This is a genomic window from Lysobacter enzymogenes (genome assembly GCF_017355525.1).
Lineage (GTDB): Bacteria > Pseudomonadota > Gammaproteobacteria > Xanthomonadales > Xanthomonadaceae > Lysobacter > Lysobacter enzymogenes_C.
This window is the reverse complement of the sequence record NZ_CP067395.1, coordinates 457,250-482,404: the sequence shown is the minus strand read 5'-3', so window position 1 is coordinate 482,404 and position 25,155 is coordinate 457,250. Positions and strand designations below refer to the sequence as shown.

At 70.0% G+C, this 25,155-nt stretch carries 17 protein-coding genes; 9 read left to right on the top strand and 8 right to left on the bottom strand.

Annotation, left to right across the window (positions count from 1 at the left end; translation table 11 throughout):
• Nucleotides 1-130 precede the first annotated feature (130 nt).
• The gene (locus tag JHW38_RS02295; RefSeq protein ID WP_207524421.1) at nt 131-391 is read left to right on the top strand and encodes a hypothetical protein; all 261 of its coding nucleotides are present in this window, start codon (nt 131-133) and stop codon (nt 389-391) included.
• 148 nt (nt 392-539) lie between these two features.
• Here JHW38_RS02295 and JHW38_RS02290 read toward each other — a convergent pair whose 3' ends face one another.
• Both JHW38_RS02290 and JHW38_RS02285 read right to left on the bottom strand, forming a co-directional pair.
• The gene (locus JHW38_RS02290) at nt 540-1,082 is read right to left on the bottom strand and encodes a response regulator transcription factor (RefSeq protein ID WP_207524420.1); all 543 of its coding nucleotides are present in this window, start codon (nt 1,080-1,082) and stop codon (nt 540-542) included.
• Nucleotides 1,079-2,287, bottom strand: coding sequence for an ATP-binding protein (locus JHW38_RS02285; RefSeq protein WP_207524419.1), 1,209 nt, complete (start codon nt 2,285-2,287; stop codon nt 1,079-1,081). The genes JHW38_RS02290 and JHW38_RS02285 overlap by 4 nt, the downstream gene beginning before the upstream one ends.
• Before the next feature lie 291 nt (nt 2,288-2,578).
• On the opposite strand from JHW38_RS02285, the gene JHW38_RS02280 reads away from it, so the two are divergent.
• Nucleotides 2,579-3,001, top strand: coding sequence for a hypothetical protein (locus tag JHW38_RS02280; protein ID WP_207524418.1), 423 nt, complete (start codon nt 2,579-2,581; stop codon nt 2,999-3,001).
• A 131-nt stretch (nt 3,002-3,132) separates the two neighbouring features.
• On the opposite strand, the gene JHW38_RS02275 is transcribed toward JHW38_RS02280, so the two are convergent.
• A complete protein-coding gene (locus tag JHW38_RS02275) occupies nt 3,133-5,907 on the bottom strand; it encodes a TonB-dependent receptor plug domain-containing protein (protein WP_207524417.1) in 2,775 nt (924 codons plus the stop codon).
• 507 nt (nt 5,908-6,414) lie between these two features.
• Between JHW38_RS02275 and JHW38_RS02270 the strand changes: the two genes are divergently transcribed.
• Nucleotides 6,415-8,172 (top strand): DUF1800 domain-containing protein, encoded by a 1,758-nt coding sequence (locus tag JHW38_RS02270; RefSeq protein ID WP_207524416.1) that lies wholly within the window; start codon nt 6,415-6,417, stop codon nt 8,170-8,172.
• A gap of 12 nt (nt 8,173-8,184) precedes the next feature.
• Nucleotides 8,185-9,615 (top strand): DUF1501 domain-containing protein, encoded by a 1,431-nt coding sequence (locus tag JHW38_RS02265; RefSeq protein ID WP_207526218.1) that lies wholly within the window; start codon nt 8,185-8,187, stop codon nt 9,613-9,615.
• Between the two features lie 46 nt (nt 9,616-9,661).
• On the opposite strand, the gene JHW38_RS02260 is transcribed toward JHW38_RS02265, so the two are convergent.
• Entirely contained in the window at nt 9,662-10,693 is a 1,032-nt protein-coding gene (locus JHW38_RS02260) for an alcohol dehydrogenase catalytic domain-containing protein (protein ID WP_207524415.1), read from the bottom strand.
• 92 nt (nt 10,694-10,785) lie between these two features.
• On the opposite strand from JHW38_RS02260, the gene JHW38_RS02255 reads away from it, so the two are divergent.
• On the top strand, nt 10,786-11,727 hold the full coding sequence (locus tag JHW38_RS02255) for a LysR family transcriptional regulator (RefSeq protein ID WP_207524414.1): 942 nt from the start codon (nt 10,786-10,788) through the stop codon (nt 11,725-11,727).
• Between the two features lie 57 nt (nt 11,728-11,784).
• On the opposite strand, the gene JHW38_RS02250 is transcribed toward JHW38_RS02255, so the two are convergent.
• Complete coding sequence (locus tag JHW38_RS02250) at nt 11,785-12,723, bottom strand: LysR family transcriptional regulator (RefSeq protein WP_207524413.1); 939 nt, start codon at nt 12,721-12,723, stop codon at nt 11,785-11,787.
• Between the two features lie 145 nt (nt 12,724-12,868).
• On the opposite strand from JHW38_RS02250, the gene JHW38_RS02245 reads away from it, so the two are divergent.
• Together JHW38_RS02245 and JHW38_RS02240 are read left to right on the top strand one after the other, a co-directional pair.
• Nucleotides 12,869-13,621 carry an SDR family oxidoreductase gene (locus JHW38_RS02245; RefSeq protein WP_207524412.1) on the top strand — a complete coding sequence of 251 codons (753 nt, stop codon included), beginning with the start codon at nt 12,869-12,871 and terminating at the stop codon, nt 13,619-13,621.
• 404 nt (nt 13,622-14,025) lie between these two features.
• The gene (locus JHW38_RS02240; protein ID WP_207524411.1) at nt 14,026-15,159 is read left to right on the top strand and encodes a hypothetical protein; all 1,134 of its coding nucleotides are present in this window, start codon (nt 14,026-14,028) and stop codon (nt 15,157-15,159) included.
• Nucleotides 15,160-15,340: 181 nt separating this feature from the next.
• On the opposite strand, the gene JHW38_RS02235 is transcribed toward JHW38_RS02240, so the two are convergent.
• A complete protein-coding gene (locus JHW38_RS02235; protein ID WP_207524410.1) occupies nt 15,341-15,820 on the bottom strand; it encodes a hypothetical protein in 480 nt (159 codons plus the stop codon).
• Nucleotides 15,817-16,464 carry a DUF5671 domain-containing protein gene (locus JHW38_RS02230; RefSeq protein WP_207524409.1) on the bottom strand — a complete coding sequence of 216 codons (648 nt, stop codon included), beginning with the start codon at nt 16,462-16,464 and terminating at the stop codon, nt 15,817-15,819. The genes JHW38_RS02235 and JHW38_RS02230 overlap by 4 nt, the downstream gene beginning before the upstream one ends.
• A gap of 295 nt (nt 16,465-16,759) precedes the next feature.
• On the opposite strand from JHW38_RS02230, the gene JHW38_RS02225 reads away from it, so the two are divergent.
• The gene (locus JHW38_RS02225; RefSeq protein ID WP_207524408.1) at nt 16,760-17,374 is read left to right on the top strand and encodes a DUF2239 family protein; all 615 of its coding nucleotides are present in this window, start codon (nt 16,760-16,762) and stop codon (nt 17,372-17,374) included.
• A gap of 420 nt (nt 17,375-17,794) precedes the next feature.
• Nucleotides 17,795-19,144 (top strand): MATE family efflux transporter, encoded by a 1,350-nt coding sequence (locus tag JHW38_RS02220; protein ID WP_207524407.1) that lies wholly within the window; start codon nt 17,795-17,797, stop codon nt 19,142-19,144.
• A gap of 128 nt (nt 19,145-19,272) precedes the next feature.
• Here the strand turns inward: JHW38_RS02220 and JHW38_RS02215 are convergent, their stop codons facing one another.
• A complete protein-coding gene (locus tag JHW38_RS02215; protein WP_207524406.1) occupies nt 19,273-24,918 on the bottom strand; it encodes a prealbumin-like fold domain-containing protein in 5,646 nt (1,881 codons plus the stop codon).
• Between the last annotated feature and the right edge of the window lie 237 nt (nt 24,919-25,155).

The following is a 25,155-nucleotide window of genomic DNA, read 5'->3' as shown; positions in this document are numbered from 1 at the left end:
CATTCCGACGAACTCGCGTGACCGTGCGCGTCTACCGCGCTTCGAACGTTGCGCACTAACCCGGATTTAACCCGCACGCATTTCGCCGCCGCTAGGATGCCCGAACGCAACGAACACAAGGACCCCGTTCATGAACAAGCTCCCCTGCCTCGCGCTTGTCGCGTTCCTCGCCGCCAGCGCCCCCGCGCTCGCGGAAGTCGGCAACCTCAGCAACAACGGCACCGGGCCGAGCAAGGCCGATGCCGAAGCCAAGGCCAAGAAGAATCTGGAAGAAGCCTGCACCTCGCGCAGCGGCAAGATCGTCGAAGGCTCGTTCAAGGTCACCTTCGACAAGCCGCTGAGCAACGGCCAGCACTACGTCGACGCGACCTTGCAGTGCGACATTCCGTAAGCGTCCATCGGCGCAGCAAAAGGCTTTAGCGCAGGCGGAACCTGCCGAAGCATCGCGAACACCGAAGACCCCGCAACCCATCGCGGGGTCTTTTCGTTGGCGGCCGATCCGCCGGCTTCAGCCGGATTCCGACGAGATCCCGAACGCCCTACTCCGGTCGCTCCTTGACCGGCCGCTTGGCCAGCTTGCGCTGCAAGGTGCGCCGGTCGACGCCGAGCACGCGCGCGGCCTGCGAGACGTTGCCGCCGCACTCGGCCAGCACCCGCTGCATATGCTCCCAACCCTGCCGGCGCAGCGACACCGGCGCCGCCGGCGGCGGCGCGGCGTCCTCGCCCTGCGCTTCGAACGCCTGCGCCAGCGCGTCGATGTCGAACGGCTTGGGCAGATAGTTCCAGGCGCCGCGGCGCATCGCGTCGACCGCGGTGGCGATGCTGGCGTAGCCGGTGGCCAGGACGATGCGCGCCTGCGGGCAGCGCCGGCGCAGTTCGCCGATCATCAGCAGGCCGTTGTCGGCGCCGAGCTTGAGGTCGAGCACGATGCCGTCCGGAGCGAACTCGTCCAGCAGCGCCAGCGCGCTGGCCGCGTCGTGGCGCGCCTGCGCCTGCACCCCGCGCCGCGCCAGCATCCGCGCCAGCACCTGGCAGAACGCCAGGTCGTCGTCGATCAGCAGGATCCGCGCCGGCAGGCTCATGCCGCGCCCTCCGCCGCCAGCGGCAGCTCGACTTCGGTGACGCAGCCGCCGCCTTCGCGCTCGCTCAGTTTGACCGTGCCGCGGCTGCGTTCGATGCTGGATTTGGAAATCATCAGGCCAATGCCCAGGCCGGTGCCTTCGCCGTCGCGGCGCGGGCGGGCGATGCGCGCGGGCCCGGCGCCGCGGTCGCGGATGGCGATGTTCAAACGGCCTTCGCGCAGCGCGGTTTCGACCTCGACCGGTTCGTCGACGCCGGCCGCGGCGTTGGCGTCGGCGGCGTTGTTGATGAGGTTGATCAGCGCCTGCTGCAAGCCGGCGTCGACCCGGATCCGGCGCGGCGCAGCGGCGCCGAAGAAGCGCGCGGTGGCGTTGGGCCGCAGCAGCCGCCAGCGGTCGACGCAGGCGTGGACGAAAGCGTCGGCCGCTTCCACGCTGGTTTCGCCGGCCGCGCCGCGGCGGGCCATGTCGGCCAGCGCGCGCACGTGATCGCGGCAGTGCGCCAGTTGCGAACGCAGCAGTTCGATGTCCTCGCGCGCCGGCGGCTGCTCGCCGCCGAGCCAGTCGTCGACCAGCAGCCCCATCGTCGCCAACGGCGTGTTGAGCTCGTGCGCGGTGCCGGCGGCGAGCGAGCCCAGCGCCGACAGCGACTCGTCGCGGATCGCGCGTTCGCGCGCTTCCGACAGACGCCGGCGCTGTTCGCGCACGATGGTCATGAACCGGCTCAGCACCACCACCATGATCCCGGCCGAGAGCAGGAAGTTGACCCACATGCCGGTGACGTGCAGTTGGAAATCGCTGCCGTGCAGGTGCGGCAGTTCGATGTGGTGGCCCATCAGCCAGGTGTACAGCGCCGCGGTCAGCACGGTCAGGCCCAGCATCGGCGCGATGTCCAGGCCGATCGCCGCCAGCGCCACCGGCACCAGGTACAGCGAGACGAAGGGATTGGCCGGGCCGCCGGAGAAATACAGCAGCGCGGTCAGCGCCAGCAGGTCGACCAGCAACTGCAGCGCCAGCGCGCGCGGGCCGGCGTCGCGGTGGGCCAGCCACCACCAGTGGCTGAGCACGTTGAACAACAGCAGCGCGCACGAGATCGACAGCAGCGCCTGCGCCGGGATCGGCAGGTTCAGGCGCTGGGCGACGAACACCACGGTCAGCATCTGGCCGGCCACCGACATGTAGCGCAGGTAGATCAGCAGTTGCAGCACGGGCGGGTCTCGACGGCGGAACGCTCGATTATCGCATCGCCTGCGCGAAGGCGGCTGCGGCAACCCGCCGCGGTGGCGCGGCTGCGCCGGCGCCGGCCCGGGCGCCGCGAAGCCGCGCGCGGCCATGCTGCGGCGCGGCGCGGAACCGCACCGATGCCGCATTCGCGCGCGCTGGCGCGGCCCGGATCGGCCCGCGCGCCTGTCAGTAACGACAGTCGGCCGCACGCGCGCCGGCGGCGTCCTAAGCTCGCTCAGCCAGGAATGGACTGGCGATACACAGGAATGGACCTCATGAAAACGATTGGATGGACGCTGGCCAACGCGGCCCTGGTCGGCGCGCTGGCGCTGGCTTCGGTCGGCTCGGCCGTGGTGCCGGCCACCGCGCAGGCGCAGATCGGCAGCAACCCGCTGCTGTGGTGCTTCGTCGGCCCCAACGACCAGCCCGGCAACGGCCCGCTCGGCCGCTGCACCTCGTTCTATCCGGCCAGCAGCTACCGCGCCGATTTCGAAGTGCGCAACCTGCCGGCCGGCAACTACAGCTATGTGTGGACCAACGAAGTCGGCATGGTCCTGCCGTGCACGAGCAACCGTTGCAACGTCACCTACCGCAACGGCAGCGGCATCGTCGACCTGGTCTCGGTGACCTACACCAACCTGGCCACCGGCGAAGCCAAGACGCTGGGCCGCACGGTCGCGATCGGCGGGCCGATCTGAACCGCGAATGCGCGCGGCCGACCTGACCGGGCCGCTCGATCCGCAACTGTCGCGCAAACAAAAGCGGGCCGCATGGGCCCGCTTTTCCGTGCGCGTTCGCGCGGTGCCGCAGCCGGTTCGAGCGAGCCGGCTCAATCGAACTTGACGTCGTACTCCAGCCAGAACTGGCGACCGTACGGATCGTAGTTGCCGACCGGATAGAACGGCCAGCCGCCGTTGTTGCGGTCCTGCGGCGGATTCGAATCGCGCAGGTTGTTGACGATCAGCGACAGCGAGGAGCGGTCGCCGAACTGGTACGACACGCTGCCGTTGTACTTGGTGTACGGGCCGTAGCGGCCGCTGCCGTCGCTCTTGGGCAGGCTGCCGTAGCGCAGCGCGGTGAGGCTGGTGGTCCACGGGCCGATGCTCCAGGTCAGGCCGGCGTTGACCTTGCTGCGCCAGTCGCCGGCCAGCTGCGGATCGAGCGTGTTGCGCAGGTCGATGCGCGGGTCGTCGGAGAACTGCTGGTACTCGCGCTTGATCACCAGGGTGTAGGCCACGCGCGCGGCGAAGTCGCCGAAACGGCCCGCGCTCCAGCGCACGTTGCTCTTGAGGTCGACGCCGTCGCTGCGTTCGGACGCGGCGTTGATCGCGTTGACCAACACGCGCCGCACCTGGTCGGGCTGCACCGGCGCGTCGGACGGGTTGCGGATCACCCGGCTCAGCACTTCGCGGCAGTTCGGCGAGTTGATGTCGCGCGGCTCGCCGCCGATGGTGCGGCCCAGGCGGCAGTCGGCCTCCTCGCGCAGGATGCGGCTGCTGTCGAGGTTGGTGAGCTCGTCTTCCAGGCGGATCGAGTAGTAGTCCACCGACAGGTCGAAGTGCTCCGACGGCGACCACACCACGCCGAGACCGTACGACTTGCCGTTCTCGGGCTTGAGGTTGGTGTTGCCGGTGCTGGTGTAGTCGATCGCCAGGCCGGAGTAATCGCAGTCGTCGTACGCCTGCCCGGCGGTGCGGCAGCGCCAGTAGTCGGTCATGCCCGGGTTATAGCCGCGGGTTTCGGCGGCGAAGATGTAGTTCATGTCCGGCGCGCGGAAGCTGGTCGCGGCGGTGGCGCGCACCAGCAGGGTGTCGGTCGGGCGGTATTCCAGGCCGGCGTTCCAGGTCGCCTTGCCCGACTTGCGCCCGGCGAAGCGGAACTCGTCGTAGCGCGCGGCGGCCGACGCGGTCAGGGTCTTGAAGATCGGCACGTTGAGCTCGGCGCCGATCGCGTAGCGGTCGCGGTCGCCGCTGGAACGCGAGCCGGCGCTGGTGTTCCAGAAGGTGCCGTCGCCCAGGCGCGGATCGGGGCGGTTGCTATAGCCTTGAGTGCCGGCTTCGATCACGCCGGCGAAACCGACCGTGCCGGCCGGCAGGTCGAACAGGTTGCCGTTGACGCTGAAGCTCAGGTTCTGGATCCAGGCGGCGTTGACGCCTTCGTAGAAGCCGGTCAGGCGCTGGTAGTCGGCCGGCGTCAGCGCGGTGTACAGGCGCGCCGGATCGGGGTTGTAGATGCCGATGCCGGACGCGGTCGTGCCCAGGCGCGGGCCGAGGTAGAACTCGTTGATGCCGGCCAGGAACTGGCGGCGCTTGGTCCGGTTCTCGTTGCGGCCGTGGTTGTAGGCCAGCTCGTAGTTCCAGTCGCTGTCGCCGAGCGCGCCGCGCGCGCCGACCGAGAACGCCCACGAACGCTCCAGGAAGCGGTTGTTGTTGGCGTGGGCCGAGCCGATTTCCTCCGGCGCGATGCGCCGGTACCAGATTTCGTTGAGGCCGCTGGCCTGGTTGAAGAAGTAGTTGTTGTCCGAGGTCCAGCTCGGCGCGCGGGTGTTGTTCTCGATGCTGGCGATGCCCAGCTGCACGTCGGCGAACAGCTCGGTGCGGTCGCTCAGGTGCCAGGTCAGCAGGCCGTAGGCGTCGGCGTTCTTCTTCTGCGTCTGCACGGTCCAGAACGCCGGCGGCGCTTCGTTGCTGCCGCAGTACCAGCCCTGGCGCGGGTTGTTCGAGCGCAAGGTCGAGCCGTGGTACAGCCCGGACAAACCGGCGCAGGCCGCGCCCGGATCGATGTAGTTGTTGCTCGTGGCGTCGCGGCGATAGCCGACCTGGGTCGGGTTGATGCGCGCGCCGGTGGGATTGTCGAGCAGCGAATCCATGAAGTCGCGCTGATCGCCCCAGATCGCCTGCCGGTGCGAAAGCTCGACGCCGTAGACCGCGTCGAGACGGTCCCAGGAATGCCCGCTGACCACTTGCAGGCGCTGGTTCTGCCCGCCGCCCTGCTCGGTGCCGCCGACGCGCACGTTGACCTGGGTGCCGTCGAACTTCTTCTTGAGGATGAAGTTGACCACGCCGGCGACCGCGTCGGAGCCGTACACCGCCGAAGCGCCGCCGCCGAGCACTTCGATGCGTTCGATCAGCGCGCTGGGGATGTTGGCGAGATTGACGACGTTGACCGAGCCTTCGTAGGCCAGCGGATAGTCGGCCTGGCGCCGGCCGTTGATCAGCACCAAGGTGTGGTTGGGGCCGAGGCCGCGCAGGTTGACCACGTTCGCCGCGGGCGTGAAGGTGTTGCCGAAGTCTTCGCCCTGCACCGAGCCGGTGTTCTGGCTCAGCGATGCGAGCGCGTCGAAGGCGTTGCGATAGCCCTGCTTGTCGATCTCCGCGGCGTCGATGACGGTGACCGGCGACGGGCCTTCCAGGCTCGCGCGCGGGATGCGCGAGCCGGTGACCACGACTTGATCGAGCAGCGTCGCCGGGCGCTCGCTCTGCGGCGTATCGGCATCGGCTGCGGCGGCGACGGTTTGCGCCGCGGCGGGCGCGGCCAGCGCCGACAGCGCGAGCGCGAGAAAAACGGACAGCGGCCGACGCTGCGGCCGGAACACGGCTTGCATGGGGGAAATCCTCTGCGAATGGAAGGCCCGGCGAGCGCGCTTGGTGGAATCCCCTTATGCGCGCCGCGGCGTTGGAGCATCTTTGTTGCTGCGCAACATATGCAGAAATGAAGCGGACGCATCTGCTTATGTCGCGCCGGCATTTGCTTCTTCGCCGGCAAGTCTGCCGGCTGCGCTGCACGCGGCCTGTGCCGCCGCGCACGGATCGCGAAGCCGCGCGAGCCGCGCCGCGACAGGCTCGAAACGACAAGTGCGGCAAAGCGCACGAGCGTCGCGACACGCGCTAAGCGCAACCCGCGTGGCCGCGATCACGCGCGAGCCGCCACCGATTGCGCGGCTGCGCGGCGAGCCGCCGAGAGTCGCGCGCAAACAGTGACGCCGCGCATCCGCGTTCACGGCGTTCTGTGACCCGCCCCGGACTTTGCCGCTTGCCCGCGCCCTAAGCTCGCGCCCCCGTTCGCCCGCCGTCGTCACGCCGCGTCGACGCCAGCCCAACCGGAGTGCGCCATGTCCAGTCTGTTGTCGAATTCCGAACGCGACGCGCTGCGCCGCCACTTGCTGCAGCGCTACGGCGCGCTCGGCCGCGCCACGCCGTCGCCGGCCGCGCGGGCCAAACTGGCCGGCGCCGCGTCGGCGGCGCCGGACCTGCGCGCCGCACCGGTGTTGGCGATTCCCAAAGACCTGCCGAAAGCGCCGTTCGCGGTGCGCGCGCTCAACAACCTCAGCTACGGCGCCACCGCGCAGAGCGTGGCCGAGTTCAACGCGCTCGGCACGACCGGCGCGCAGCGCCTGGCCAACTGGATCGACTGGCAGCTGGATTGGTCGAACATCGACGACAGCGCGCTCGACGCGCGCCTGGCCAGCGCCGGCTACACCACCCTGGGCAAGACCCTGACCCAGTTGTGGGAAGACCACGTCAAGCCCAACCCCGCCTACGAAATCCGCATGCGCCCGGCCTGGGAAATCCAGCGCGGCGCGCTGGTGCGCGCGGTCCACTCCAAGCGCCAGCTGCGCGAGGTGATGGTCAATTTCTGGCACGACCACTTCAACGTCACCGTCGGCGACTACGACGCCGGCCCGGTCTACGTGCACTACCAGCGCGACGTGCTGCGCCCGCACGCGTTCGGCAACTTCCGCGCCATGCTCGAGGAAGTGGCCAAGAGCACCTCGATGCTCTACTACCTCGACAACGCCGCCAACACCCGCGCCGGCCCGAACGAGAACTTCGCCCGCGAACTGCTCGAACTGCACACGCTCGGCGCCGAGCATTACCTGGGCTTCATGGATCCGTTCCAGGTGCCGCCGGACGCCGACGATCCCAACTACCCGTCCGGCTACACCGACATCGACGTGTACGAAACCGCTTCGGCCTTCACCGGCTGGTCGGTCAAGAACGGGCATTGGCAGTATCCCAACGACAACGACGGCAGCTTCGTCTATCGCCAGGCCTGGCACGACGCCGGGCCGAAGTTCCTGCTCGGGCGCATGCTCTATCCCGAGCAGCCGGCGCTGAAGGACGGACGCGACGTGCTCGACCGCCTCGCCAGCCATCCCGGCGTGGCCCGCTTCATCTGCAAGAAGCTGGTCCGCCGCTTCATGTCCGACACGCCCGACCCGGCGCTGGTGGCGAGCGCGGCGGCGGTGTTCCGGCAGAACTGGCAGGCGCCGGACCAGATCGCCAAGACCTTGCGCCACATCCTCAACAACGACGCCTTCATCAACGTGTGGGCGGCGAAAGCGCGGCGTCCGTTCGAAGCGATGGCGGCGGCGATGCGCACGCTCGGCAGCGACTGGACCATTGCGGTCGGCAACGCCAAGAGCGACGAATTCGCCTGGCGCATGGGCTTCACCGGCCACGCGCCGTACGACTGGCCGGCGCCGAACGGCTATCCGGACACGCGCGAAGCCTGGTCGGGTTCCAGCAGCTATGCGATGACCTGGAAGATCCTCAACTGGTTCACCGAAACCCAGGACAACGGCGCGCCGCTGGCGCCGATCCTGGCGACCACGCGCAGCAAGGTGCCGTCGTGGACCGCCAATGCGCTGGTCGACTTCTGGTGCCAGCGCATCCTCGGCTATCAGCCGACCGCGGCGCGCAAGCAGACGCTGGTGGCGTTCATGGCCCAGAACGGCGATCCGGCGACGTACGTCGTCGCCGACACCAACGCCTGGGCCGCGACCGACCTCAAGCGCCACTACAACCAGGAACGGCTGCGCAGCATGGTCTCGCTGATCCTGATGTCGCCCGAATTCCTTACCCGCTGAGCAGGTGCCGACATGACCACCCGACGCGAATTCCTCAAGGGCACCTGCGCCACCGCCGCCGCGACCGCGGTCGCCGGCCCGTCGCTGCTGTTCGCCAATCCCGCCCTCGCCGCGGCCAACGGCCACGACACCGTCGTGCACCTGTTCCTGCGCGGCGGCCTCGACGGCCTCAACCTGGTCGTGCCGATCGACGGCGCCGACCGCACGTTCTACGAACAGGCGCGGCCGAATCTAGCCATCGCCGCGACCGGCGCGTACGGCGCGCTGCCGCTGACGCTCGCCAGCGGCGCCGGCACCGGCTTCGGCCTGCATCCGTCCGCGAGCGGCCTGCGCGACCTGTGGAACGCGGGACACCTGGGCATCGTCCACGCCTGCGGCCTGCTGACCAGCGTCACCCGCAGCCACTTCGACGCGCAGCTCTACATCGACCTCGGCACGCCCGGCGCGCAAGGCATCGGCAGCGGCTGGATGGCGCGGGCGATGAACACCCAGCCGAACCTCAACGGCAGCGAGCGATTGCCCGCGCTCGGCGTCGGCGCGCGCCAGCCGGCCGGGCTGCTGTCGTCGGTGCAGGCGCTGACCATGGCCAGCCCGTCGGACTTCGCCCTCAACGCCGGCGCATGGTCGTGGCAGATGGCGCGCAGCGGCGCGCCGGCGGGTTTCCGCGGCGTCAACGAAACCCTGGCCAGCCTGTGGACCGGCGCGTCGCCGCTGGAACTCGGCGGCCAGCGCGCCGACCGCGCGCTGCAGGTGATCGCCACGCAGAGCTACAGCGCGGTGCCGGCCGGCTGGCCGACCACCGGCTTCGCCCAGCAGCTGTGGACCATCGCCCAGTCGATCCAGTTCGGCCTCGGCCTGCACTACGCCACCCTCGACGTCGGCGGCTGGGACACCCACGACGGCCAGGGCACCGCCGGCAGCGGCTATCACTACTACCAGAACAAGATCGCCGAACTCTCGCAGGGCTTGTCGGCGTTCTACGCCGCGCTCGAAGCCAGCGGCCACATCGGCCGCGTGACCGTGGTGGTGCAGTCCGAATTCGGCCGGCGCGTGCGCGCCAACGCCAACGGCGGCACCGACCACGGCTACGGCAACCCGGTGCTGGTGCTCGGCGGCGCGGTGAACGGGCGGCGCTTCTACGGTTCGTGGTCGGGGCTGGATCCGGAAATCCTGTCGCCGCATTTCGGCGACGTGCCGGTGACCACGGATCATCGGCGGGTGTTGTCGGAGCTGTTGGTCAAGCGTATGGGGAACAGCAACCTGGCCAATGTGTTTCCTGGGTACTCCGGGTATGCACCGCTTGGAGTGGTGCGCGACTTCGGCACGCTCGCACCGAAGCCCGCGCCCGGCGTGCGCCGCTTCGGCGCGGCGCCTGCGCCGGCTGCGCACGAGCCCGACCTGATGGAGCGGCTGATGCGCTACGTGCAGGAGCTGGTCGACTGAACCGCGCACGGCGCCGCCCGCCGCAGCGGACGGCGCCGACTGCGCTTCAGGCGTTCTGCGACGGCGTGAACACGCCGCGGAAACGCATCTTGCCGGACGCGAGCCGGTCGTAAGCCTCGTTGGCGCGATCCAGGCTGAAGGTCTCGACGATCGGCTTGACCTTGCCCTCCGCGGCCAGCTCCAGCACTTCGCTCAGATAGCGCTGGCCGCCGTGGGTCGAGCCGATCACGCGCTGGCGCATCATGTGGAACGGCACGCCTTCCGACGAAATCGAAAACGGTTTGCTGAAGTCGAGTCCGCACAGCACGATGCGCCCGTCCACGCGCACGCCGGCCACGGCTTCCTGCGCGGAATCGAAATCGTTGCTGGCGACCAGCAGCACGTCGGCGCCGCCGATCTCGCGCAGCTGTTTGCCGTCGGCGACGACGTGGTCGGCGCCGAGTTCCTTCGCCAGCGCGTGCTTGTCCGGCGAATGGGTCAACGCGACGGTCTCGTAGCCGCAGGCCTTGGACAGCTGCAGCGCGACATGCCCGAGGCCGCCGATGCCGAGCACGGCGATGCGCTCGTGCGGCTGCGGTTGCGCGTCGCGCAGGCCGCTCCAGGTGGTGTAGCCGGCGCACATCATCGGCGCGGCGTCGGTGTAGGCCAGACCGTCCGGCAACAACACCGTGCCTTCGGCGGCGATGGCGATGTACTCGGCGTGGCCGCCCTGGGCGGCGAAGCCGGTGGTGCGCGGCGCCGCGCAGTTGACCGCGGTCTGGCCGCTCAGCGGCCGGTTCTGCCGGCAATACGGGCAGCGCCCGCAGGCCGATTGCACCCAGGTCGTGCCGACCCGGTCGCCGACTTGCCGGCTGCGCACGCCGGCGCCGACCTCGACCACTTCGCCGACGACTTCGTGCCCCGGGGTTTGCGGATAAATGTCGCCGCCGTAGCCCTGGGTCGCCCACACGTCGGTGTAGCACATGCCCGAGGCGTGCACGCGCACCAGCACCTGCCCCGCTTCGAGCGCGGGCACCGGCACCTCGCGGACTTCCCAGGGACGGCCGGCGCCGGTCATCACGACTGCTTTCATCTTCATGGGTTCGCTCCTGGGCATAGGGGGAAGGACGGACCCGGTCAGCCTAGGCAGCGTTGACTGGCGAGACAATCTCGCCAATCCTGGATGCCAAGATGAAAACCACTCACCAATCCAAGAGCAGCGACCTCGCCGCCTACAGCGTGTTCCTGGCGGTCGCGAACCAGCGCAGCTTCCGCGCCGCGGCGGCCGAACTCGAACTCACGCCGTCGGCGATCAGCCATTCGGTCAAGGCGCTGGAGCAGCGCCTGGGCGTGCGCCTGTTCAACCGCACCACCCGCAGCATGGCGCTGACCGACGCCGGCGAACGCCTGCTGGCCCGGCTGCGTCCGGCGATGGCGGCGATCGAGGACGCGGTGCTGGACATCGAGGACCACCGCGGCACCCCGCGCGGCACGGTCCGGATCAACGCCAGCGAAGGCGCGATCCGGCTGGTGCTCAAGCCGATGCTGGCGCGCTTCCTGCGCGAGCACCCGCAGTTGCATCTGGACATCGTCAGCGACGGCCGCCTCAGCGACATCGTCGGCGACGGCTTCGACGCCGGCATCCGCCTGGCCGAAGCGGTCGCCCAGGACATGGTCGCGGTCAGCGTGCTCGACCAGGTGCGCTTCGCCGCCCTCGCCTCGCCGGCCTACCTGGCCGCGCGCGGCCGGCCGCAGGTGCCGCAGGACCTGCATGGTCACGACTGCATCCGCTTCCGCTTCGAAAGCGGCGCGATCTATCGCTGGGAATTCGAACGCCACGGCGCGGTCGAGCGGATCAACGTCGCCGGCCCGCTGACCCTGACCGACCAGCCGCTGATGGTCGAGGCGGCGATCGACGGCATCGGCATCGCCTTCGTGTCCGACCACCTCGCCGCCGATGCGCTGCGCGACGGCCGGCTCGAACGGGTGCTGCAGGACTGGTGCCCGCCGTCGCCGGGGCTGTGCCTGTACTACCCGGGCCATCGCCATGTGTCGCCGGGGCTGCGCGCGCTGATCGATGCGCTGAGCGAACAGCGGCCGCGGCTGTCGGCCGCGGTCGGCGCGTCGGCCTGAGCCAGCAGCCCGGTTGCGGCCGCGTCGGCGCGAACCGACGCGCCACGCACGCGCAGTTCAGCCCGTAGCCGCGCCAGCCGCGCGCGCCGAATCCGTCGCGCCGAACTTGTCGGCGAACACGCCCGCGACCCAATCGACGAACGCGCGCACCCGCGGCGACAGTTGCCGGTGCTGCGGGTACATCGCCCACGCCGACACGCCGGGACTCGCGTAAGCGCCGAGTACTTCGATCAGCCGGCCGTCGTCCAGATGCGCCTGCACGCCATGACGCGGCAGCTGGATCAGCCCGCAGCCGCGCAACGCGGCGGCGACGTAGCAGCCTGCGTCGTTGACGTTGATCCAGCTGTCCAGTTGGTATTCGCGCAGCGCGCCGTCGACGGTCAGTTCGAACGGATAGCGCAGGTCGCGGTCGCTGGCGAAGAAGCCGACCGCGCGGTGTCCGCTCAGTTCGTCCGGGTGCTGCGGCGCGCCGTAGCGTTGCAGATACTCCGGGCTCGCGCACACCACCTCGGGCATGGTCGCGATCCGGCGCGCCACCAGGCTCGAATCGCGCGGCACGCCCGAACGCACCACGCAGTCGATGCCCTCGCGCACCAGATCGACGAGGCGGTCGCCACTGCTGACTTCCAGCGCGATGCGCGGATAGCGCGCATGGAACTCGTCGATGCGCGGCAACACGATGCCGGTGGCATGGATGCCGTGCAGGTCGATGCGCAAGGTGCCGCGCGGATCGCCGGCCGCCTGGGCCAGCGCGGCGTCGGCATCGTCGAGCTCGGCCAGCACGTGCACGCAGCGTTCGTAATACGCCTGCCCGTCGAGCGTGGGCCGCACTTGCCGGGTGGTGCGTTCGAGCAGGCGCACGCCGAGCCGCGCTTCGAGCTGCTTGATCGCATGGGTGGCGCTGGCGCGCGGCAGGTCGAGCACCGCGGCGGCGCGGCTGAAGCTGCCGAGTTCGACGATGCGGACGAACAGGCGCAGGGTGTCGAGGCGGTCCATCGGCGGGCTCCGGCGGCTCGATTGTTGGCGATTCTTGAATTGTATTGCCAATCCAAGCCGATTTATCCAGCCCAGACCAACGCGCACACTGCGTCCAACCCCGCCAGACCGGGGCTTCCTCCTCCCATCCGAACCGGAGTCCGCCATGTCCGCCCCCACCACCGCCCCCACCCCGGCCGCGCTCGTCACCGGCGCCTCGCGCGGCATCGGCCGCGCCATCGCCCTGCGCCTGGCCGCCGACGGTTACGCCGTCGCGGTGAACTACGCCGGCAACGTCGCCGCGGCCGACGCGGTCGTGGCGCAGATCGAAGCCGCCGGCGGCCGCGCCGTCGCGCTGCAAGGCGACGTCGCCGACGCCGACGGCATGCGCCGCGTGTTCGCCACCGCCAAGGCCGCGTTCGGCCGTCTCGACGCGGTGGTCAACAGCGCCGGGGTGATGCCGTACGTGCCGGTCCACGGCGGCGATCTGGCCGAATTCGACCGCGTCATCGCCACCAACCTGCGCGGCAGCTTCATCGTGTTGGGGCTGGCGTCGGAACACCTCGGCGACGGCGGCCGCATCGTCGCGCTGTCGACCAGCGTGATCGGCAAGGCCTTTCCCAACTACGGCCCGTACATCGCGTCCAAGGCCGGCGTCGAAGGACTGGTGCACGTGCTCGCCAACGAACTGCGCGGACGCAACATCACCGTCAACGCGGTCGCGCCGGGCCCGGTCGCCACCGAGTTGTTCCTCAACGGCAAGACCGCGGAGCAGATCGCCCATTTCCAGTCGCTGGCGCCGCTGGAGCGGCTCGGCACGCCGGAGGAAATCGCCGCCGCGGTCGCGTTCCTGGTCGGGCCCGACGGCCAGTGGGTGAACTCGCAAGTGCTGCGCGTCAACGGCGGCTACATCTTCTGATCGCCGCGGTATCGGCGGAGCCTTCGGCCTTTCAGTACCGGTTGCGCCTCAGCCCCGATGCTTCCGGCCCCTCCTGTAGGAGCGGCGTCCCACGGGATTTCCTTCGGTCACAAGCCGCGACCGCGCCACCCCGACTACGGCGAAACCCGCAACGCAGCCAAAACCATGCGCCACTGCGCAGATAAAACCGGCGACGGCCGTCCTGGCCGCCGCCGGCAGAGGGAGGTTCGTCGCGCAGCTTGGCCGCGTCCGCCGGCGCTGCCAATGGGACCTGTCAGAAAGCGCAGTCCCGCCGCGGCCGCGCGCGCCGCCGGCCGCGCGCGCCCCGCCCCGTACGCAGCGCCCCGCACGCAAGGCCGAATCTGCTTATGATTCGGAACCCCGGCCGCAGCCATAGCGCAACGATGACCGCAACGCTCAAGCATGGACGCTCGCTGATCTGGCTGGTCGCGCTCGCCGCGACCGGCGCCGGCATGTACTACTGGGGCCGCCGCAGCGGCGCCGATACGCCGCCGCCCGCGCAGGCCGCCGTCGCGCCCGCGGCCGAAGCGTCCAAGCCTGCAGCGGGCGCCGCGCCGCGCGCGGCCGCGACGATTCCGCGCTACGACGCCGGCACCGCGCGGCCGCTGCCGTCGACCGAAACGCCGCTGCGGCTGATCCTGCCGGAACTGCAACGCCGCGCCGCCAGCGAACCCGCCGCCGCCTGCCGCCTCGCCGCCGAAATGGAGTACTGCGAGGGCCTGCGCACGCGCCTGGCCGGCGCCGAGAACAATCTGGACATGTTCGAACGCCAGCTCGAGAGCATGCCGCAGGACACCCAGCAGCAGCGCGACCAGCGCCAGCGCATGGCCGAGAGCTATCAGGGCATGACCGAGCGTCTGCTGACCCAGTCCGAGCACTGCGCGCAGGTGCCGCCGATCAGCGCCGAACAACGCGCCGCGTATTGGCGCCGCGCCGCGCTGGCCGGGGTGCCGGCGGCGATGCGCCACTACGCCAGCGGCAATGCGTTCCGCTATCAGGACGTGCTCGACAATCTGCCCGGGCTGGCGACGTATCGCGGCGAAGCCGAATCCATCGCCCGCGCCGCCGCCCAGCGCGGCGACGCGCGCATGCTGGCGTCGCTGGCCTACGCCTATTCGCCGCAGCGCGAGGGCATGCGGCGCAATTTCCTCGGCCAGTCGGTGCAGACCGATCCGGTGGAATCGCTGGCGCTGTTCCTGCAATTGCGCGACTCGCTGCCGGCGCAGGACGCCGGCGGCGCCGCGCCGACCGGTCCGGGCCGCGGCCCGCGCGGCCGCGGCGAATTCAATTCGCGCGAAATGATCGATGCGCAGATCCGTTCGCTGTCGCGCGATCTTTCGCCCGAGCAGGCCAGCCAGGCGCGCGAGCGCGCAGCGCAGCGCGCGCAGGAGTGGACGCGGCCGTCGATGCCGACGCCCGCGGGCGCGAACGCCGGCGCGAACATGTCGTCGATGTTCGTGATGCAGGGCGGTTTCGTGCCCGATGCGCAGCGGCAGGAGTGCGAAGGGGCGAACTGAGCGCGAGGGTTTCGCAGCGTGGCGGTGCGGCCCGGTTCGTTCGCCCGCCGTTAGCGTATTCGCGGTCGTTCGAGTGCGGATAGCGCCGGCGTCCGGAGTGGCGCGTCGCGGCTTGTGACCGAAGCAAATCCCGTGGGACGCCGCTCCTGCAGAGTGCCCGCGCGGGTTCTGACGCTCGCGCTCAGTCGACCTCGGGAGCTTCGCGGTCGAAGCAGAATTCGCCCACGGGATGACGCCACTGCGGGTCGAGCGCGCTGTCGGAACGGCGCGCGGCGTCGCGTTGGCCGCTGTCGGTGTCGAAACGCGCGCACAGCCGGTAAGCGCGCTGCGGCGCGGACGGCTTGCGCTCCGATACGTCGCGATCGGGCTGACTGCGCAGCGGCAGATAGCGATACTGCGCGCCGGTCAGCGGATCGGCGACGGTCAGGTTCAGGCCCGGCTGCGCGGCCAGTTCGGTCAGGTCCGCCGGCAGGCGTTTGTGCTTGCGCTTGAACAGCGCGATCTCGTCCTCGATCCGGCTCAGGTCGCGAGTGCGGCGCAGGTCCACGCGCGCCGCGCGCTGATCGCCCGGCCCGCCGATGATGCTGACCGCCAGCGCCGAGCTGGCCAGGATCGCCGCGCCGGCGGCGAAGATCAGGATGCGTCCGAAGCCCGGGGTCATGCCTGCGTCTCCTCGCGCCGCAGATCGCGGATGTAGTAGCAGAACGCGCTGCCGGCGACGGTCGCCACCGCCAGCGCCTTGAGCGCGAAGCGCAGGCTCAGTTCGCCGCCGAGCCACTGGTACAGCAGCGCGGTGGCGTCGCAGATCAGCGCGGTCGCGGCCAGGAACAAGGTCAGATAGGTCAGCCAGCGCCGTACCGGCGACAGCCGTTTGCCGGGATTGCGGCGCACGTCGGCGTCGATGACGTGGCACAGCCAGGCGAACAGCGGAAACGCTACCGCCAGCGATGCCACCGACCAACGCAGCGACGCGTCCAGGCGCTGGCTCCAGTACGCGTTGTTTTCGATCGCGTCGGGCAGATAGAACCCGATCAGGTCGAACCACAGGTCGCACAGATGGAAGGCGACCACGTACAGCGCGCTGAAGGTCAGCAGATAGACGAAGGTCTCGCGCGCCGACACCGAGACCCGCGGCTTCGGCACCGGCACGGCGAAGCCGCTGTCGGCGTAGGCGCCGAGCGCGCCGCGCACCTGCGCCTCGCTCCAGCCCGCCTCGATCAGCGCGCGTTCGGTGGCCTGGCGCGAATGTCCGTTCGACAAGGCCTCGTGGACGAACCGTTCCAAGGCCGAAATGCCCGCCGCCATGCTCGCCGCTCCGTGGGAAGACCGGCCGACTCTAGCCGCGCGAGGAAGCCTGCGGCAACGACGCCGATGCGCCGCCGGGCGGGTCTAGCCGGGCGCTACCGCAAGGTGCGTTCGCGGCGACCTCGCCGCGGCGCCGGCGGGCGGCGGCGACGCGGACGGGCCGCAGCGACGGGCGCGCCGATCGCCGCCGCATTGGACCGGCCGGCGAACGACCGGGCCGGAGAATCGCGACGGGCACTTGCGGCCCAAATTATACCCGGGTAATAATTACTACCTCGCCCAACGACCGTCTGCCATGAGCGCTGTCCCCACCCCTGGTTACACCGCCTTCGTCGGCCAGCGCCTGCTCGCCCGCGGCGGCCTCGCCGAGGTCGCGGTGGCGGCGCACGCGGCCGCCGAACGCGGCGGCAACGCGCAGTTGCTGGTGTTCGACGACCGCAACGGCCAGCAGATCGACCTGCATCTGGGCGGCGACGCGGCGGCGGTGGCCGAGCGTTATCGCCCAGCGCCGGGCGATCCGGCGCGCGAGGACGCCGAAGCGCAACCGCCCGCGGAGGACGCCCCGCGCGGCCGCGGCCGGCCGCGCCTGGGCGTGACCGCGCGCGAGGTGACCTTGTTGCCGCGGCACTGGGACTGGCTCGCCGCGCAGCCCGGCGGCGCCTCGGTGACCTTGCGCAAGCTGATCGAGCAGGCGCGCAAGCACGGCGACGCCGGCCAGCGCCAACGGCTGTCGCGCGAGGCCGCCTACCGTTGCCTCAACGCCCTGGCCGGCGACGCGCCGGGCGCCGAGGACGCCACCCGCGCATTGTTCGCCGGCGACCGCGACGGCTTCGCCCGCCGCATCGGCGCCTGGCCGGCCGACGTGCGCGATTACCTGCACGCGCTGGCCGGCGACGCGTTCGAGGCCTGAACGCAGCGCGCGGGCTTCGGCGGCGGGCGGCGCGGCCCGCGCCGGCGCGCGGGTGCGTTGTCTTGCGTTGAATCGTTCGCCTGCGCCCGCGTGCTGGCTACGGTTCGGCTCGCCTGCAGGCCGCGCTGCATCGGGCTCGGCGTGGCCGGATGCCGCATTGCGCTAACAGGCGGCGTTCGGATCCGCGCGGACGCGTCGCGCTCCGCCGCGCCTGCCTGGATTGCGTCGTTGCACCGCGATCGCCGTACCCGCTCGGATTCCACGTCCTCCACCGGGCATCCGCGCGCTGCGTAGCGGCAGGTTCCATCGAGACAACGAAACCCGCCTCGTCCCGCGCGGCGCCCGCTGTCGGATCCATCGCCGCGGCATCGGACCGCCGCGGCGCCCCGCCCTCCCCCCTTCCCTACCCCAGGACCCGCCATGCGCGACCTCACCCAAGGATCGATTCCCAAACACCTGATCTCGCTGGCCGTCCCGATCGGCGTCGGCATGCTGTTCCAGATGCTGTACGTGCTGATCGATCTGTACTTCGTCTCGCGCCTGGGCGATGCGGCCATCGCCGGCGTCGGCGCGGCCGGCAATCTGCAATTCCTGGTCATGGCGATGAGCCAGGTGCTCGCGGTCGGCGGCATGGCCCTGATCGCCCAGGCCTGCGGCCGCAAGGACGCCGCCGACGCCAACCGGGTGTTCAACCAGAGCCTGCTGTTGGCGTTGCTGGCCGCGGTCGCCACCTTGATCGCCGGCTATGCCTTCAGCGGCGCCTACATGCGCCTCATCGCCGCCGACGCGGCCAGCGCCGCGGCCGGCGTCGCCTACCTGCATGCGTTCCTGCCCGGCCTCGCGTTGCAGTTCGCCTTGGCCACGCTCGGCGCGGCCTTGCGCGGCACCGGCATTTCCAAGCCGACCATGCTGGTGCAGATCGTCACCGTGCTGCTCAACGCGCTGCTGGCGCCGGTGCTGATCGCCGGCTGGCTGACCGGCCGCGCCTTCGGCGTCGCCGGCGCCGGCTGGGCCAGTTCGATTTCGATCGCGGCCGGCGTCGCGCTGATGCTGCTGTACTTCGCGCGCCTGGAACATTTCGTCGGCGTCGACGCGCGCGAACTGCGGCCGCAGCCGCCGGTGTGGCGGCGGATCCTGAGCATCGGCCTGCCGCCGGGCGGCGAGTTCGCGCTGATGTTCGTGTTCATGGGCGTCACCTACTGGTGCCTGCGCGGCCTCGGCACCGACGCCCAGGCCGGCTACGGCATCGGCATGCGGGTGATGCAGGCGATCTTCCTGCCGGTGATGGCGATCGCCTTCGCGGTCGCGCCGGTGGCCGGGCAGAACGTCGGCGCCGGTCGCGGCGAACGCGTGCTGGCGACGTTCCACAGCGCGGCGCTGATCGGCAGCGCGGCGATGTTCGCGCTGACCCTGCTGTGCCAATGGCAGCCGCAATGGTTCATGCGGCCGTTCGCCGACAACGCCCAGGCCGCCGAAGTCGCGGTCGGTTTCCTGCGCATCGTGTCGTGGAACTTCGTCGCCTCGGGCCTGATCTTCACCTGCTCGGGCATGTTCCAGGCGCTCGGCAACACCCGGCCGTCGCTGTACGCCAGCGCCTCGCGCCTGCTGACTTTCGCCGTGCCCGCGGTCTGGCTGTCGCAGCATCCGGGGTTCGAACTGCATCGGTTGTGGTTACTGTCGGTGGCCACCACGGTGCTGCAGGCATTGACGGTGTTGTGGCTGTTGCGGCGCGAATTGAAGCTGCGGCTGCCCGGTTTGGCCGCAGGCTGACGCACCGGGCGCGCGCAATCGCCGCACGCCGATCGGGCGGGCCCGCCTGCCGTGTCGCCACAGCGTTCGATCCCGCCGCACCGTCGCCGGGCGACGGCGTCTGACCGACGCCGCCGCCCGAGGCGTTTCTACGGATCCACGTTGCAGGTGACGGTGAACTTCGCTTGCGCGCCGGCCGCGAGCGCTCCCAGGGTCGCGCCGCCCGCCGAGAGCAGGTCGGACGGCTGCGCCGGACACGCCCCGCCGGGCGTGCACGCCGTGACCTGGCAAGCGCTCAGTCCCGCGACCGGCGTATCGCGCACCACGGCCCCGACGACCGCATTGCCGCCGTGGTTGGTCACGACGACCGAGTACGTCGTCGTGCCGCCGCCGATCACCGAAGCCGCATCGTTGGTCTTGGTCACCGACAGATCGGCCGAATTGAGCGTATTGGTGTAGGTACAGGTCGTCGCCGCCGCGCTCGCCGCCACCGTGATCGTCTGCGGCAACGTCGTCGTCGACGCCAGCGTGGTGCCGCCGGTGCACGCGACCGCGGCGCCGTAGTTCGCCGCCGTCGCGCCGCCGCCGAAGGTTTCGACCGGCAGCGTCACCACGTCGCCGGCGTACATCGTCACCGCCGTACCCGTCAGCCCAGTGGACGGCGCCGTCGAGTTGAACGTCGCGTTGTTGCTGCCACCGCTTGTCGTCGCACCAGCGGTATGGCCGCTGATCGCACCGGCGCCCCAGCTCTTGGCCAGATTCAGCTGCTGCGCGATGCGGCTGTTCGTGTAGGTACACGTCACCGCGGTGGCCGGCATCGTGATCGTCCGCGACAGGCCCGTGCCCGTCACCGTCACCGTGGCGCTGTTCGCGTCCACACAGGCCAGGGTCGTGGTGTAGTTGGCCGCCGCGCCGGTTGTGAACGACTCGACCAAGGTGATGGTCGCGCCGACGTTCGCCGTCGCGGTCGCGTCGGTCGAGGTGCCGCCGGCAATCGAGCTGCCGCCGACCGCACCGCTGCCGCCGGTGATGCTCAGGCTGACCGCATCGCTGGCCTTGCCATTGGTCCAGGTCTTCTTCAGCGTTACGCCGGTCGTCGCCACCGTGTTGGTGTACGTGCACGTCGTCGCCGTTGCGCTCGCTGTCACCGTCACCGTCTGCGGCAACGTCGCCGTCGAGGCCAACGTCGTACCGCCCGTACAGGCCACCGCTGCGCTGTAGTTCGCCGCAGTTGCGCCGCCGCCGAAGGTTTCCGCCGGCAGCGTCACCGAATCGCCCGCATACACCGTCACGGCCGTACCCGTGAGACCGGTCGACGGCGCAGTCGAGTTGAACGTTGCGTTGTTGGTGCCGCCGGTCGTCGTCGCTGTGGCGGTGTGACCGCTTGTCGCGCCCGACCCCCAACTCTTGGCCAGGTTCAGCTGCTGGGCGATACGGCTGTTCGTGTAGGTACACGTCACTGCCGTGGCCGGCATCGTGATCGTCCGCGACAGGCCCGTGCCCGTCACCGCCACCGTGGCGCTGTTCGCATCTACGCACGCCAGCGTCGTCGTGTAGTTCCCCGCCGCGCCGGTCGTGAACGCTTCGGTCAAAGTCACCGTCGCGCCCACGTTCGCCGTCGCGGTCGCGTCGGTCGACGTGCCGCCGGCGATCGAGTTGCCGCCGACCGCACCGCTGCCGCCGGTGATGCTCAAGCTCACCGCATCGTTGGCCTTGCCGTTGGTCCAGGACTTCTTCAGCGTCACGCCCGCTGTCGCCACCGTATTGGTGTACGTGCACGTCGTAGCTGTCGTGTTCGCGGCGATCGTGACCTGCCGACCGGCCGCACCGCTGGCCAAGAGGCTGCCGCCCGTACACGCCACCGCGACGCTGTAGTTCGACGCCGTCGCGCCGCCGCCGAAGGTTTCCGCCGGCAGCGTCACCACGTCGCCGGCGTACATCGTCACCGCCGTGCCCGTGAGGCCGGTGGACGGTGCCGTCGAGCTGAACGTTGCGTTGTTGGTGCCGCCGGTCGTCGTCGCCGCGGCGGTATGGCCGCTGGTCGCGCCAGCGCCCCAGCTCTTGGCCAGATTCAGCTGCTGCGCGATGCGGCTGTTCGTGTAGGTGCACGTCACCGCCGTCGACGGCATCGTGATCGTCCGCGACAGGCCCGTGCCCGTCACTGTCACGGTGGCGCTGTTCGCGTCCACGCAGGCCAAGGTCGACGTGTAGTTACCCGCCGCGCCGGTCGTGAACGCTTCGGTCAAAGTCACCGTCGCGCCCACGTTCGCCGTCGCGGTCGCGTCGGTCGACGTGCCGCCGGCGGTCGAGCTGCCACCGACCGCACCGCTGCCGCCGGTGATGCTCAAGCTCACCGCATCGTTGGCCTTGCCGTTGGTCCAGGACTTCTTCAGCGTCACGCCCGCTGTCGCCACCGTATTGGTGTACGTGCACGTCGTAGCTGTCGTGTTCGCGGCGATCGTGACCTGCCGACCGGCCGCACCGCTGGCCAAGGGGCTGCCGCCCGTACACGCCACCGCGACGCTGTAGTTCGACGCCGTCGCGCCGCCGCCGAAGGTTTCCGCCGGCAGCGTCACCACGTCGCCGGCGTACATCGTCACCGCCGTGCCCGTGAGGCCGGTGGACGGTGCCGTCGAGCTGAACGTTGCGTTGTTGGTGCCGCCGGTCGTCGTCGCCGCGGCGGTATGGCCGCTGGTCGCGCCAGCGCCCCAGCTCTTGGCCAGATTCAGCTGCTGCGCGATGCGGCTGTTCGCGTAGGTGCACGTCACCGCCGTGGCCGGCATCGTGATCGTCCGCGACAGGCCCGTGCCCGTCACCGCTACCGTGGCGCTGTTCGCATCCACGCACGCCAGCGTCGTCGTGTAATTCCCCGCCGCGCCGGTCGTGAACGCTTCGGTCAAAGTCACCGTCGCGCCCACGTTCGCCGTCGCGGTCGCGTCGGTCGAGGTGCCGCCGGCGATCGAGCTGCCGCCGACCGCACCGCTGCCGCCGGTGATGCTCAGGCTGACCGCATCGTTGGCCTTGCCATTGGTCCAAGACTTCTTAAGCGTCACGCCCGCCGTCGCCACCGTATTGGTGTACGTGCACGTCGTCGCCGTCGTGTTCGCCGCCACCGTGATCGTCTGCGGCAACGTCGTCGTCGACGCCAGCGTGGTACCGCCCGTACAGGCCACCGCGGCGCCGTAGTTCGCCGCCGTCGCGCCGCCGCCGAAGGTTTCCGCCGGCAGCGTCACCGAATCGCCGGCATACACCGTCACCGCTGTACCCGTCAGGCCGGTCGAAGGCGCCGTCGAGTTGAACGTCGCGTTGTTGGTGCCCCCGGTCGTCGTCGCCGTGGCGGTGTGGCCGCTGGTCGCGCCCGCGCTCCAGCTCTTGGCCAGATTCAGCTGCTGCGCGATGCGGCTGTTCGCGTAGGTGCACGTCACCGCCGTCGACGGCATCGTAATCGTCCGCGACAGGCCGGTGCCCGTCACCGCCACGGTGGCGCTGTTCGCATCCACGCACGCCAGCGTCGTCGTGTAGTTCCCCGCCGCGCCGGTCGTGAACGCTTCGGTCAAAGTCACCGTCGCGCCCACGTTCGCCGTCGCGGTCGCGTCGGTCGACGTGCCGCCGGCGATCGAGCTGCCACCGACCGCGCCGCTGCCGCCGGTGATGCTCAAGCTCACCGCATCGTTGGCCTTGCCATTGGTCCAAGACTTCTTAAGCGTCACGCCCGCCGACGCCTGATTGGTGAACGTACAGGCGATATTGCTGCCCACCGCCGTCGCCGCCGCATTCAGCGTTACGGTACGTGTCGGCAAGTCCGGCGTCGCCGTGCCGCCCGCTCCCAAGCCGGTGCATTGGATGTTGCTCAACGCATAGCCCGTCGGCGGCGTGCTTTCGGTGACCGTCGTCTGCGTCCCGGTAGCGGTCAGCGTCTGCTGCGCGCCGACCGTGCCGGTTCCGCCCGACGCGGTCGTGGTGATGCTGTGGTTCTGAATGCCGTTGCTGCCGGTGAAGTCGAACGTGCCGGTGCCGCCGTTGGAAATCTTGGTCACCGTCACCGTCGCCACAGGACGATTGGTGAACGTGCATGTCACATTGCTGCCGGTGCCCGCGCCCAGCGGCATCGCGCCGATCGTGATGGTTCGGGTCGCGGCCGTGTATGTGCTCGATACCCCCGCGGGCATGCCTGTGCAGGAAGGAGTGCCCGAAACGGCCCAACCGGACAAGGCCGACTCGGAAACGGTGGTCGGGCTCGTCGTGCTTGCGCCGGTCAGGATTTGAGTCGCGCCGGCAGTTCCCGGGACACCCGAAGCCGTCGTCGTGATGTTGTGGTTGTTGATGCCGTTGTTGCCGGTAAACGAAAAACTCGCCGTACCGTTGCTGGAGACCTTGACCACGGTCAGCGTGTTGCCGCTCCACGGCATCGCGACGCTCTGGACGGGAATGTTCAGCCCCGAAGAAGACGTGTAGCTGGCCTGATCGTTGGTGAACGTACCCGAGCGGTTGCTGACGACATCGACCGCGACGGTGCAAGTCGTGGCAGTCCCGCCCGGCGTGCCGGCAGGCAGATCGCCATCGGTCAGCGTGAAGGTGCCGGAGCCCGCTGCTGCGGTGACGGTGCCGCCGCAAGCATTGGCCACGTTGGGCGTCGCCGCGATCACCACCGAACCGGGCAAGGTGTCGGTGAAGTCCCATCCCTGCTTGCGCAGGTTGTCGCCGCTGGTATTGGTGATGGTGAAGGTGATCCGGCGCGTGGCGCCGACATTCAAAGTCGCGGTGCTGGCGGCCTTGGTGATGCTCGGGGTGACGTCCAGCAGCGCGAGATTGTCGTAAGACCAGTCGTTGCCGCCACCGGCGCCCTGTTGATTGACGATGCGGAACGTCAGGTTGGTCGTTTCCAGGTCGGCGCCCGGCGCATAGAACGTAGCCGCGCGCACTTGAACCGGACCGATCGTGAGGTTCTCCCGCGGCCTGGACGTATAGGTCCGCGCTGCGACGCCGCCGGTGCAGATGTTGATGTTGCCCGCGCCCAGCGCCGAACCGTTCAAAAGGAACTGGACCACCGGAGACAGCGCACCGGTGCCGTTCGGCATGCCCGGGCAGCTGGTCGCGCCGGCGACGAAGCGGAACGTGACGAACCGGCCGGATCCGCCGACGGGAATATTCGCTGTCGGCAGCGCGATCGGCACTGCATTTTGCAGGATCAGGGTGTTCGGGCCGGGCGTGCTGGTCGAGGTATAGGCGGTCAATCCCAGGTCCATGCTGCCTGAGCCGCCGGCGCCGAGCACGGTCCCGGTGGCGATGTTCGCGTTGTACGCGCCGACGCCATAGACCAACTGTTGCGCGTAGTTGTAGGACGACTGCGACCCGCACGATGCGACCGCGTTCGCGTCGGCGATCGGCGAGCTCCAGGAAATGACCAGATCGTTGCAGCCCGTAACCCAGCCGGCATCCGCCGTATAGGTCATGCTGCCGTTGGACGCGGGGCCGATGTACGTGGGCCGCCCGCCGCCCGGCGCCGCTTGCCGCACCGCGCCGGTGGACGTCGCGTTTCCGTTGTTGAAGTTCTCGGTGAAGATGTTGACTTGCGCTTGAGCGGCCGCGATCGGAAGCGAGGAGATGCAAAGAATCGCCAGGCACGCGGCAACGGCGCGAGACAGCGCCGGCGCCCGCTCGGGCTGGGCGGCTGCGGCGGATGCGGACGAAACGACCGAGTCGCCGCCGCGCCCGATCGCGCCGGCGCCGTTCAACCAGGACATCGCGCGCTGTCCGATCCGCGAGCCGGCCAGGAACACAGTTGCCTTGATCATGGGTCTGCACTCCCCTGGGCCGTCGCGGCGGTATCGCAGGCGAGGAGGTCGCCGAGCTCCGGTCCGGCCGGCTGCGCCAAGGCAATGCGCCGGCCGATCCGCCTTGCGGCCCCCGTGCCGGCTGCACTGCGGACGACCTGGACGGCTTCGGGCTGCCGCCGTCCATCGCCCGCAACGGATTCTGCTGCGCACCCAAGCTGAGGCTCGGCTATGGGCAAGAGGGCCACACTCATCGGA